This is a genomic window from Noviherbaspirillum humi (assembly GCF_900188095.1).
GTDB classification, from domain to species: Bacteria; Pseudomonadota; Gammaproteobacteria; order Burkholderiales; family Burkholderiaceae_D; genus Noviherbaspirillum; species Noviherbaspirillum humi.
The window spans coordinates 118,346-130,645 of the sequence record NZ_FZOT01000009.1; the positions used below are offsets into that span (position 1 = coordinate 118,346).

Sequence of the window (12,300 nt, forward strand, 5' to 3'; positions counted from 1 at the left end):
GCCGTCAGCCTGGCTTGGGACGCGGTCGCAACTTCAGAATGAACACGGCTACCTTGCAGTCTCTAGCGCATCGCTGATATCGATGGAGATGCCGACGTGCCCGGCATATTCGCCCTCAGAAGTGAACCAGGGTAGCGCATTGGTTTCCAGCCAGCGCCATTCTCCATCCGTTCTTTTGACACGCACCCGATGCCGTAGACGCCCGTGCTGGCGGATGGCCTCGTCGAGCGCGGCCACATAGGATGGCAGATCCTGGAGGTGAATCACCTTATGCCACGCGGTGCCCATAAGATCCTTCAGCGGCACACCCAGCAATTCCCGAAAACGCGGATTCAGATAAACCGCGTTCCCCTTGGGATCCACCTGCCAGATCAGGCCGGGAGAGGCCTCGGCCAGCGCGCGGAACCGGGTTTCGCTCTCCCGCAAGGCTTCCACGGCGCGCCTGCGCTCGGTAATGTCTTGCACGGCGATCACCATTCCGTTCCCATTCATCGGGAAAAAGCGGATCAGATACCAGCGGTCGAAAGGTACATAGTAATTTTCAACCTCGACCGGCACCCGCTCGCGCGTCGCGCGCAGAAATGCGAGTCCTGATTCATCGTCTCTCGCCTCGCGAAACGCTTCGGTGAGATATTGTTTGCCGATCAGGCTGTCAGCGTTGATCCCTTGTTCGGCAAGCATATTTCTTGCGGCCACGTTGAAATAGGTGAATCGGGACTCGGCATCCAAGGTCATCAGGCCATCGATGGTGCTGTTCAATATCATCCCGAAAAACTCTTGTTGCTCGCGCAGTCCCACCTCGCCATGCAAGCGTTCGATAATGCTCACCGCCTTGCGCGCATAAAGGTCGAGCATGCGCAGCTTACGGTCCAGGGGGTAGTGCGGCTCGCGGAAATGGGTGGAAAGGACTCCCAGCAATTTACCATCGCGGCTGAACAGGGGCGTGGATTGCCAGGCCCGAACGCCCGCCGAAGCGAGAAGCGGCCGGCTTGCCGCAAAACTGGGATCCAGATAGGCATCCTGAACGATGATGCGCTTGCCATGTGTGGCGGCTCTGCCGCTTGCGGTATTCTCGTCGCGTTTCAAGGACTGGAAATGCGCCAGGAATTCCTCGCTGAATCCGAGCTGCGCGACTATTTCCAAGGTCTGCGTCTGCGGACTGTAAAGCTGTATCGTTCCCATTGCCGCGCCGAGCATGGAAATCGCTGCGCTCAACACTTCCTGGAGTGCGGGTGCAAAGTCCGGAACGTCCAGCAGGCGGATGCCAAGAAGCTGCAACTGGCTCATCGCCTGCAACTCGGCGCTCAGCCGTGCTTCGGCCCCCTGTAGGACTTCCTGCGCACGCTTACGGTCGGTAATGTCGTTGGCGCACAGCAGAAGCCCACCTTCCTCCATCGGCGATGCGCTCATCTCGGTCCATGCCTGATAATGCGCATCATAGTATTCGAAGCGTACCGGCATGCGGCTCGACATGGCGCGGTGGTATTCAAACTCGGCCAATGTTCCCTTCAGCGTGTAGAAGACTTCCCAGAAGTTTCTGTTGACCAGATAAGCGCGCGGCAGGCGGGACAGCATTTCGGCCGCGGCGTTGAGGTATGTGATCCGCCAACCGAAGTCGACTGCCATGAATCCCTCGCTCAAGCCATCGAGGATGGTCAAGCGCCCCGCACTCAGTCGATCATCGCTGCGTTGCGCTTCGCGCCGGGATCTCGTCAGGGCGCACATCCCTCTTGCCTTGCTTAGCAGCTCGCGCCCATTGAACGGCTTGGGAAGCCAGTCGTCGACTGCGGCAAGCAAGCCTTCCTCATCGGCGTTGTCGATGGGTCTGGAGAACAGCAGGACGAACGCTGTCGCCGAAGTGGACGTTTCGGCGCGCAGAGCGTCAAGGAGATCGAAACCGCCCGGTTCCGGCCGGGGCAGTCCGCTCAGCACCAGCTCCGGCCGGTGTTCTATGGCTGCCTGCAATGCCAAGGGGCCGTTGGGTGCCGAGATAACCTCGTGTTCTTTGCCGAACAACTGTTCCAGGTAGGTACGCGTGCCAGCATCGGATTCCGCAACCACTATCTTGGCTTTCGGCTTGCCTTTGACAGCTGGATGCAAAGCCTTCGCCGGTAGCGGCCTGGGCAGCGGACCCGGGAATTCATAGGGTTGTGCCGGCAACGAAGACAAGGCGGGCTGGTCCAGCTCGGCAAATGCAGTGGCGCGGTTGCCGGACAACTGGCGGAACGGACGATGGTTCAAGCGCTCCAGGCAGGGCTGCAGAGCAGCCTCGATTTGCGCTGCCGTGGCGAACTGCCGGAGACGCAGCTCTCGCAAGATCCAGCGTTCGACGAATCTGATGAGCAATACGGCCGGCGCCCTTTGTCCGACATCCTGAGGCATCGACGGCATGACCGAGGTACCGTAATGGCGGGCGAAGCTAAGCACCAGCTCATTGTCCCGTGCGGCATCGATAGGTGTCATTCCGTGAGAGCCATCCGAAACGATGAATCGAGGCACGCCGCCGTAGAAATGCAAGGCCCGAATAGCGCAGCGGATCCAGTCATCCGCCGTATCTGCGGCCGCAACGCAGGCGAAGGCGAGCCTGGAAGCGCCTATTACCGCCAGAAAAATATGCGCACAGCTGCCGTCGCCCACGGGAACGGCGGTTTCGGTGAAGCCGCTGAAAATCTTCTCGCCGCAACGAAAAACTTGCCGCAGGGAGCGGCCGAGCCGCAAGACGAAGGAATGATAATGTTCGCAGAACTGGGTATATCGGTAGATTTTCTGTTCTGCATGGTCGGCCTGATACCGCTCCCATTCCGTTCGAAGGGTATTGCCGTCGCGGCTTAAACGAAAATGGATACGGCCGTAGTCGGGCGTCACATACCGAAGTGGTTGTCGCCGCCGCCCCTGTAGGCGCTGCTTGAGTTCGGCATTGCCCATCGGTTGCACTGCTGGCCAATCGAGCCCGGCATTTTTTGCCAATTTCACGTATTTCCCGACCACCCCTTTCGAAAGACCCAATGTTTGCGCGATTTGCTCGTGCGAAAGCCGCATGACCGTTTTTAGGCGCAGAATCTCCTTTATTTTGTCGGGGCTGATCGCCGAATTACGCATCGTTGCTTCACACAGGAAAACAGGAAAACTTATGCAGGAAAAAAGATTGCGTGAGTGAATACGGTGTTGCCAACAATGCCATGATTGACTCTATTCGCTGCTTTAAATTCAGCCAGGATTGTAAATTTGGTGTTTCGAATGGACGGCCTGTGCCCATAACAAAACGGACACGAAAGAACAAAAACTCCGGTCACAGCTTGCTGAAGTGGCAATCAGAAACGGCGTAGCGAATCATCCGTGCAAGTCCCTGCCTCGCAGTTGACACCGCCGACACGATTCTTTGGCGCGGCAAGCGTGTCCGATACGAAAGCAGCCTGTCGCAAACCGAACTTAAACGCCTATCTCATGCTGCCGGAAAAAGCGCATGTTCTCGACTTTCAGCTTGCCGGAGGTGTTCTCCTTGCCCGGCTCAGCCGAGAAAAAGCGGAGGCGTGCCATAAGCCTGCGTAACGAGACACGCGGCCGTGGAAACACAGTGGGCATGCAGTCGAAGTAAAGCACAGCGGTGATGAAGTGACTGCGCGATCAGAATATCGGGCCGGTCCTTCCATTAAATCCGGTAGTCCTTGGCAGAACGAGTTTATTGAATGCGTCACCTAAAGGCTGCGAGATGCTTGCCTAAACTGGGAATGGTTTATTGAACGCCGAGAAGCGAAGATCGTGTCCGAGATATTGCGGCAGTCTGATGAGACCGAGCAGCCGTATGCTGTGCTCGAAAATTAGGGGCCGGCCATCAATTGGCCATCAATGATGGCCAAATCAGAACGATTGAACCCGAGGATTAACCGGCTAACCAGCTGCAGATTTCCATATTAAGCCAAGGTACTTACTAGGTAATGGTTTATGTCCACTATGTGCTGGTGTAGACGTTCAAGTCGAGTCGGTGGCAGAGAGCTTCAGTTCTCTCTGATTGGCAATATCCAATGGCATCCGCAATCGCCCGAATTGAAGACGATATGGCCGGCACACACCGCCACGGAGCGGCGAAACGGGCGGTCACACTTTTCTGGAATCAGCTGCTGCGCGACGTTGCCAGCGCACTGAAACCGGAATCTTTCACAGCTTCATGCATGCCGTCTTTTTTGCGGTAGACAAGAAGCCTGCAGCCGCCTTATTGACACGTACGGCGCTCAGCTTCTTGTTGAACTTACATGGTCAAAGCAGTTCTCAACCCAGCATTAAATCCGTGATTTCGCCTGCATGCTGATGCATCGACAAAGCCACGGATCATCGAGCCATACGATGATGAATACCGTCATGCCAAGCGAAGAAGCAGTCATGAACTATCCGGTGATATCGGAACCTCCGGTACCGGCCCTGGCTGCAACCCTGCCCTTCCGCAGCGAATATCCTCCGGCCGCAAGAATCTTGACCTGGGAGACGAAGCCGCCCTAGATGACGAAAAAAATCCCAGCCGCGGCACGCGAAGGTTGCCGACGCCACGGCGAAATGGGAAATGGCATCGATCGATGAATCAAGGGCAGCACGGCGTGTCCGGAAGGAGCCGATATGAAGCTCGCCATGGTTTTTGCGAGTGGCTGCCGTCTTTATTTCTCGGATAGGAGAATCTCATGCTGGCAATGAATTTCAGGGGCCCCTACAGGGTACGTGCGGAGCAAAAACCGGATCCGCAAATCGAACACCCGAACGACGCGATCGTACGCGTTTCGCGCTCATGCATTTGCGGATCGGATCTGCATCTTTATCATGGCCTGGTTCCGGACACCAGGGTCGGCATGACCTTCGGCCATGAATTCACCGGAGTGGTGGAAGAGGTAGGCCCGTCGGTCCAAAACGTGAAGGTGGGCGACCATGTGCTCGTCCCCTTCAATATCTTTTGCGGTTCCTGCTTCTTTTGCCAGAAGGAGTTGTACAGCAACTGCCATAACACCAATCCCGAGGCGACAGCCGTCGGCGGCATCTATGGCTATTCGCACACGACGGGGGGCTATGACGGTGGCCAGGCCGAGTTCGTCCGCGTGCCGCTGGCGGACGTCAATCCAACGGTCATCCCCAGGGATATTCATCCCGACGATGCCGTTCTGTTGACCGACGCCTGCCCGACCGGCTACCAGGCCGCGGAAATGGGCGAGATCAAACAGGGCGACACGGTGGTGGTGTTCGGCGCTGGCCCGGTCGGCATCTTTGCCGCGAAGTCGGCGTGGCTGATGGGCGCGGGGCGCGTCATCGTTGTCGACCACGTGGAATACCGGCTGGAATTCGTCAAGAATTTCGCGCAATGCGAGGTGGTCAACTTCAGGGAAGTCGATGACATGGCCATCCATATCAAGAAGATGACCGACTGGCTGGGCGCCGACGTCTGTATCGATGCGGTAGGCTGCGAAGCCGCCGGCAGCGCGATGCAGAGGCTCACCGGCCGATACCTGAAATGGCAGGCAGGAACCACCACGGCTCTGCACTGGGCCATCAACTCGGTGCGCAAGGGCGGCACCGTATCCATCGTCGGCGTTTATGGGCCTCCGTACAACCTGGTCCCGATAGGGAACGCGCTGAACAAGGGCATCACGATGCGCATGAACCAGGCCAGTGTCAAGCGCCACCTGCCGCGACTGTTCGAACATATCCGCGCGGGCAACCTGGAACCCAGGAAAATCATCACGCATCGGGTGCCGCTTGAGGAAGTGTCCGACGCCTATCACATTTTCTCCAGCAAGCTGGACAACTGCATCAAGACCATTCTGGTCCCGCCGAGAGCGCCGCGCTTGGAAACCCTGCATTGAACAGTGCCTAACCCATTCCGAGGAGTGAACTGAGATGGACATACAAACTCGCCCGACCAGCCAGCGCGATCACAGCGCGACAAGGCGCGAACGCGACGACAGTAAAAAATCGCCCGCCGATTTTTCCCATATCAAGGGCTGGGGAGCCGATCTCGACCCAAAGAACCGGCCAGCGTATCCGATGGAGAGGACGCCGCCGCGGCTGGAAGGGCTGCATTGGCATGATGTCGAAGACCAGCCGCTGAAGATGAAGGTCTACCACTCGGTCGAACGGCCTGGCATCACGCCGGTGTTCGGAACCAGCACGCCTCCCAGCGGCATCAGCGGAAAAATACGCGACGTCGCATATGGTTACAGCGAAAACGACGTCCGTCACTGGATGCTATTGCTGTTTGCTGATCGGATCAACGTGGTGGAAGGCATAGGACAGGACCTCATGCGCGGCCACATTCCCAATGTCTTTGCCGAAATGGGCATCAAGGCCGAATGGCAACACAACCGCGTGGGGCTCATCGGCAAGGCGGCGGTCGCGTCCGCGGTGATCGGTGCCGGCTATTTCCTGCTCAAGCGGCGGGATGCGCGCGCATACCAGTATTGACCCTGCATTGGAGGACGTATGCGTGAAACAAATGCACTCAAGGGCCGCCGCATCGCCGTACTGGCAGTCGACGGTTTCGAAAAGGTCGAACTCACCGTGCCGGTCACCGCCCTCAAGCTGGCGGGAGCGAAGGTCGACATCGTATCGCTGCATGGCGGTCGGATCCGTGGCGTCAATCTGCATGAACCGGCAAGCATGGTGCGCGTCGACAAAACGCTCGGCCGGGCTAATCCGTCGGAATACGGCGCGCTGCTGATACCAGGCGGTTTCATCAACCCGGACCTGTTGCGCCAGTCCGCCGCAGCCCGCGATTTTGTGCGCGCGTTCGACCGGCAAGGCAAGCCGATCGCAACCCTTTGCCATGGACCCTGGATGCTGGCTTCCGCGGGACTCACCAAGGGAAGAACCATGACTTCCTGGCCGGGGATACGGGATGACATGGTGAACGCAGGCGCCACCTGGCTGGACCAGGAAGTCGTGAGGGATGGCAACTGGGTGACCAGCCGCGGACCGCAGGACATGGTGCCGTTCGTGGCTGCGATGACCGAGTTGTTCTCCGGCGCCGCAGGCGCTCGGAGACTCGATCAACCCGCCCGCTCCGATCCGCAGCGTGAGCGGCCGCCGGCGCTGGTGGTCAATTCCATGCGCTGGCTGCCGCGCCCTTCATTTCGGACCATATTGGGAGTGGCGTTGCTGGGCGCTGGGCTTGCTGCGACAGGCCGTCGGAACTCTGGCTATCGGATGAGCCAAGCGCCGCAACATTATCGGCCTGGCCAAACCTAGGCCGCAGGCTGCCGCAGTGTAGCCGCGGATCTGTACTGGATATCGCTTGATGTCCAGAATTTGAGGCCCGTGTGCAGTCGGCGCGGGTCATGCGGTAACGCAGTCCAGTCAGACTCATGGCTCCCGGCAATCGAGGGTTCCACGTCAGGCGGGCACGCATGTTAACTGGAGGATATGATGAAAGCAGTGGTCTATAGAGGCCCGCGCAAAGTCAGCGTGGAAAATGTCCCCGATCCGAAAATCGAGCGGCCAACCGATGCGATCGTGCAGATCCGAAGCACCAATATCTGCGGTTCGGACCTGCATATGTTCGAGGGCAGGACCGACTTCGAAACGGGGAGGATTTTCGGGCACGAAAATCTCGGCCAAGTCATGGAAGTGGGGCCGGCCGTCGAGCGCCTTGAAGTCGGGGATTGGGTCTGCATGCCATTCAATATCAGCTGCGGCCATTGCCGAAATTGTGAAAAGGGCTTGACTGCATTTTGTCTGACGGCCAATCCCCAGCCCGGGATGGCGGGCGCCGCCTTCGGTTTCGCCGACATGGGGCCGTACCAGGGCGGACAGGCGGAATTCCTGCGTGTTCCCTGGGCCGATTTCAACTGCCTGAAACTGCCGCCAGACGCCGAGGAAAAGCAGAATGACTATGTGATGGTGGCCGATATCTTTCCGACCGGCTGGCATGTCACCGAGCTTGCCGGCATGCGGCCGGGCGATGCCGTCGTCATCTACGGCTCGGGTCCGGTCGGGTTGATGGCCGCCCATTCAGCAATGATCAAGGGTGCCTGCAACGTGATGGTGGTCGATCGCCACCCCGACCGGCTCCGGCTGGCGGAATCGATAGGCGCGATTGCCATCGACGATTCGAAGGTCAATCCAGTCGATCGCGTCATGGATCTTACCCATGGCCTGGGTGCCGATGTCGGCTGCGAATGCGTCGGCTACCAATGCCATGATCCCGCCGGACACGAGATCCCCAACCTGACCATGAACAACCTCGTCAAGTCGGTGAAGTTCACCGGCGGCATCGGCGTGGTCGGAGTGTTCACGCCGCAGGATCCCGGCGCAACTGACGACCTGGCCAAGAAAGGCGAGATCGTATTCGACTGGGGCTTGTCCTGGTTCAAGGGCCAGCGTATCGCCACCGGGCAGTGCAATGTGAAAGCCTACAATCGTCAGCTGCGCGACCTGATCCATGCCGGCAGGGCGAAGCCCTCCTTCATCGTTTCGCATGAGATCGAACTGGGCAAGGCGGCGGAGGCCTACCAGCATTTCGACGCGCGCGACCACGGCTGGACGAAAGTTATCCTGAAGCCTGGAGGATGAGCAGATTGCGCCTGATCTCGATGGACGCCGGCCCGCGCAAGTCAAGGGCGAATCCTTCCCTCAAACGCATGCCAGAACGGTTATGCAGCAACTGGACACTTGGTTCGAGCACTACAATACCAGGCACCCGCACAGCGCCTTGAGTTACCTGCCACCACGCCGGCTCAGGCAACGACAGGCGCTGAATAACTAATACCGCCGGACCGGTAGTACAGGGGCAAAACCAGATTGGCTGCAATCGAACGATTGTGTTGAAAGGCGCCAATGCGGCGGCGCCCGCCGGCCGCAGCCCTCCATGCTCGCATTAGCGTCAGGCTGAAAGCAGTAGTCAAGCCGTGGCCATCGCCTGGAACTCCAGCAGCCACGCCGGGAAATCCGCCGCTGCCATCGGCCTGCCGAAATAGAAGCCCTGAAGTTCATCGCAGCCGGCTTCGCGCAGGAAAGAGGCTTCCGCCTCCCGCTCCACTCCCTCGGCCACCACATCCAGCCCGAGCGTATGGCCGAGGCCGATGATGGCGCGGGTGATCGCCATGTTATGCGACGCCATGTGCATCTGCTGGACGAAGGACCGATCTATCTTTAGCCGGTCGATCGGAAAGCGGTGCAGATAATTGAGGCTTGAATATCCGGTACCGAAATCATCGATCGATAGCCGGAAACCGAGTGCCTTGATGTCTTCGAGCATGCGGATGGTGGCATCCACGTTTTCCATCAGCAGGGATTCGGTCAGCTCGAACTCGATATTGGCCGCGTCCACCGGCATCTCCATCAGCAAGCCCTCCAGCAACTCGGCGAGGCCGGGATCCTTCAGCTGTATCGCGGACAGGTTGATGGATACCGGGATCAGGCCAAGCCCCTCCGCCTGCCACGCAAGATGCTGGCGCAACGCTTCGCGCATGATCCAGGCGCCGACGCCGATGATGAGGCCGGACTCTTCCGCCAGGGGAATGAATTGCGCGGGCGAGATCAATCCCTCGCGCGGATGGCGCCACCGGACCAGGCTTTCCACTCCGGCGAGGCGGCCGCTGCGGGCGCAGATGCGCGGCTGGTAGTAAAGCATCAGTTCGTTGCGGTCGGCCGCATGGCGCAGATCGGTTTCCAGGTGCAGGTGCCGCATCACCTTTTCATTCAGCGCGGGCGTGAAGAATTGCGCGTTGTTGCGGCCCTGGCTCTTGGCCTGGTACATCGCCGCGTCCGCATGCCGCGTGAGCGTGTCTATATCCTGGCCATCATCCGGGAAGATCGACACGCCGACGCTGCAGGAAACATAGAGCCGCGCGCCTTCCACTTCGTGCGGCTGGCGGATCGCCGGAATCAGCCGCTGCTCGACGATCTTGCCTATCTCTTCCACGCTCTGGGCATTGTTGAGGATGATCACGAATTCGTCCCCGCCCTGGCGGCTGACGGTATCGCCGGCGCGCACCGCGCCGGAGAGCCGCCGGGCGACCGAACAGAGCAGGCCGTCTCCAACATGGTGGCCGAGGGAATCATTGATGTTCTTGAAGCGGTCGAGATCGACGAACAGCACCGCCAGCTTGCCCCCGGTGCGGCGAGTCTGCTGAATCGAAAGCTGCAGCCGTTCCATGCACAGCGAACGGTTGGGCAGGGAAGTGAGAACATCATGGTGCGCCAGGAAGTGGATGCGCTGCTCGTTCGCCTTGCGCTCGCTGATGTCGAGCGAGATTGCGATGAAATGGCTGATCTCGCCGCGATGGTCGCGCACCGCGTTCATCACCAGCCAGGCTGGATAGGGTTCTCCGTTCTTCCGCTCGATCAGGATTTCGCCCTGCCAGTGGCCGCGGGCGGCGGTGGAATGCCGCACCTGCTCGAACAGCGACTCGGGGTTGCGTTCCGAGATCAGGAAATGCGGCTTGCGTCCCTGGAGCTCCGTCACGGCGTAGCCGCTGCTGCGGCAGAACGCCGGGTTGACGATCATGATGCATCCGTTGGCATCCAGCACCACCACGCTTTCCGACGACGATTCGAACACCTTTGCCCACAGCACCAGCCGCTGCTCCATCTGCTTGATCTGGCCAATCGGTGTGAAGGTCGTCAGCACCGCCGTCTTGCCCTGGTAGTCGATGCAGCGAGCCGACAGCAACGCCCAGGTCGGCAGCGGCCCGCCGCTCCAGAGCGCCTCGAATTCATTAACCACGCCGAGGTCGCTCAACGCCTGGAAAAAGCGGGCCCGCGATTCCGCATCCAGGCCGCGCTGCCAGGGGTCGCCGCCGGCCTGCACCCAGGCGCGGGCGGCGTGATTGGCATGCAGGATCTCATGATGCGGCACGGCCGTCACCAGCATCGGGATGGGAATGGCATCGATTAACTCGCGCTGGGCCTCCGCGGCGCTGGCTTGCGCGACCAACTCCTGCTGCAGCTGGCGCTGCTGGTCGAGCTGCTGCAGCATGCCGTTGAAGCCCTGCACCAGCCGGCCCAATTCATCGCTGCTGCTCCATTCCGCGCGCAGCGTGTAGTCGCCCGACCGGCTGACGCTATCCGCAACGCTGGCCAGGCGGCGGATCGGCTGGGCGATCTGGCGAGCGACGAAATACACCAGCCCGAGGATGACCACCAGCAGCAGCACCGCCGTGCCGAGATGCATGCGCATGCGGTGGAAGGCGTCATCGATGCGGGCCTGGAGCAAGTCGCGCAGCGCTTCGTCGGCCTCGCTCCAGGCGGTGCCCAGCGCAGCCAGGCTGGCGCGGTGCAGTTCCAGAAGCTGGGCGGTATCGGCCTCGCCCGGCCGCAAGCCGGCGATCGTCTGGCTTTGGCGATTGAAGCGGCCGACCGCCTCCAGCAAGGCTTGCCTCGATGGTTGGAGACGCTGCTGCAGGATGGGTTTGCTGGCGGCGAAGGCTTCGCCGTAGTCGCTTTCAATGGCTCGCAAGGTGGCATCGACCCTGCCTTCCAGGATGAGGAAATCGGTCTGCAGGGAGGCGCGCTGCGCCGCCGGTGCCTGCGCCAGCTGTCCGGCCAGCCGGGAGACACTATTCAAGGTCTCCAGCAGGTCGGGAAAGCGCAGCACCGTCAGCGACATCGTGTAGTAGCTGTCGAGATCCGGATCCAGGATGAGGTTGGACTGGTTGCCGATGCGGAGCAGCAGCGCACGCGCCGCCTGGAATGGCGGGTCGGCTTCCGTCACCGCCTTGTCCATAACCCGCAGCGCCAGCACCAGGCGCCGATTGAGATCGGCCGTGCCCATGCCGTTTCCAAAGGCGGCCTCCGCCCCTTCCATGGTCGATGCCAGCGACTCGCCGTCAGGTGTGATTGACGCGGCACCATCAACCGTTAAGGCCTGCTTGCGCGAGAGCGCCAGCAGGTTGTCGTGCACCGCCGTAATGTAGCGGCTACCCAGCATTTCCTTTCGGGCAAAGTCGATGGCGATGAACTTCTCGTTGATGAGAATGGCTGATATGAAGATGACAGTCGTCAGGTCAAGCAGGTAGATCAGGGCGAGCTTCCTGCCGACAGTCAGGCGGCCGATCAAGCGGGAAATGGCGTTTATCATTGGCTTTGCTTTGCAAGGAGCTTTCCTTTAAGCAAGCCTCATGCCACTGGATGGCGCACACTACGGCCTCATTTCAACTATCGGCCATCCCATTTGCATGGATTTGAACAGGTCTGCACCAAATCATCCGGCGCTGTGCACGAACCTTGTGCGCGCCCCGCTTCGATCCCTTTGCCTGCCGGTTGAACCGGGCAAGCGGAGTTGTCGCCTTTATCCCGCTGAAGACCAGCATCCGTCCCACAACAGGT

Annotated in this window: 7 protein-coding genes; 5 read left to right on the forward strand and 2 right to left on the reverse strand. The window is 59.9% G+C overall.

Features of this window, described 5'->3' with window-relative positions; genetic code table 11:
• Positions 1-48 precede the first annotated feature (48 nt).
• The gene (locus CHB88_RS14420) at positions 49-3,099 is read right to left on the reverse strand and encodes a PAS domain S-box protein (protein WP_089400034.1); all 3,051 of its coding nucleotides are present in this window, start codon (positions 3,097-3,099) and stop codon (positions 49-51) included.
• Positions 3,100-4,670: 1,571 nt separating this feature from the next.
• Here CHB88_RS14420 and CHB88_RS14425 point away from each other — a divergent pair.
• From CHB88_RS14425 to CHB88_RS14445, 5 genes are all read left to right on the forward strand, one after another.
• Positions 4,671-5,840, forward strand: coding sequence for a zinc-dependent alcohol dehydrogenase (locus CHB88_RS14425; RefSeq protein ID WP_089400035.1), 1,170 nt, complete (start codon positions 4,671-4,673; stop codon positions 5,838-5,840).
• Between the two features lie 34 nt (positions 5,841-5,874).
• Positions 5,875-6,438 (forward strand): hypothetical protein, encoded by a 564-nt coding sequence (locus CHB88_RS14430; RefSeq protein ID WP_217900173.1) that lies wholly within the window; start codon positions 5,875-5,877, stop codon positions 6,436-6,438.
• 18 nt (positions 6,439-6,456) lie between these two features.
• Positions 6,457-7,221 carry a type 1 glutamine amidotransferase domain-containing protein gene (locus tag CHB88_RS14435; protein ID WP_089400036.1) on the forward strand — a complete coding sequence of 255 codons (765 nt, stop codon included), beginning with the start codon at positions 6,457-6,459 and terminating at the stop codon, positions 7,219-7,221.
• Positions 7,222-7,398: 177 nt separating this feature from the next.
• Positions 7,399-8,544, forward strand: coding sequence for a glutathione-independent formaldehyde dehydrogenase (locus CHB88_RS14440; RefSeq protein ID WP_089400072.1), 1,146 nt, complete (start codon positions 7,399-7,401; stop codon positions 8,542-8,544).
• A gap of 4 nt (positions 8,545-8,548) precedes the next feature.
• Entirely contained in the window at positions 8,549-8,737 is a 189-nt protein-coding gene (locus CHB88_RS14445; protein WP_425436109.1) for an integrase core domain-containing protein, read from the forward strand.
• A gap of 135 nt (positions 8,738-8,872) precedes the next feature.
• On the opposite strand, the gene CHB88_RS25890 is transcribed toward CHB88_RS14445, so the two are convergent.
• Positions 8,873-12,052: a bifunctional diguanylate cyclase/phosphodiesterase gene (locus tag CHB88_RS25890; protein WP_089400038.1), complete on the reverse strand. Its 3,180-nt coding sequence runs from the start codon at positions 12,050-12,052 to the stop codon at positions 8,873-8,875.
• Positions 12,053-12,300: the final 248 nt, after the last annotated feature.

Coding starts and splice junctions, on each gene's coding strand:
- CHB88_RS14420 (WP_089400034.1), bottom strand. CDS start 3,099: ATGCGTAATTCGGCGATCAGCCCCGACAAAATAAAGGAGATTCTGCGC.
- CHB88_RS14425 (WP_089400035.1), top strand. CDS start 4,671: ATGCTGGCAATGAATTTCAGGGGCCCCTACAGGGTACGTGCGGAGCAA.
- CHB88_RS14430 (WP_217900173.1), top strand. CDS start 5,875: ATGGACATACAAACTCGCCCGACCAGCCAGCGCGATCACAGCGCGACA.
- CHB88_RS14435 (WP_089400036.1), top strand. CDS start 6,457: ATGCGTGAAACAAATGCACTCAAGGGCCGCCGCATCGCCGTACTGGCA.
- CHB88_RS14440 (WP_089400072.1), top strand. CDS start 7,399: ATGAAAGCAGTGGTCTATAGAGGCCCGCGCAAAGTCAGCGTGGAAAAT.
- CHB88_RS25890 (WP_089400038.1), bottom strand. CDS start 12,052: ATGATAAACGCCATTTCCCGCTTGATCGGCCGCCTGACTGTCGGCAGG.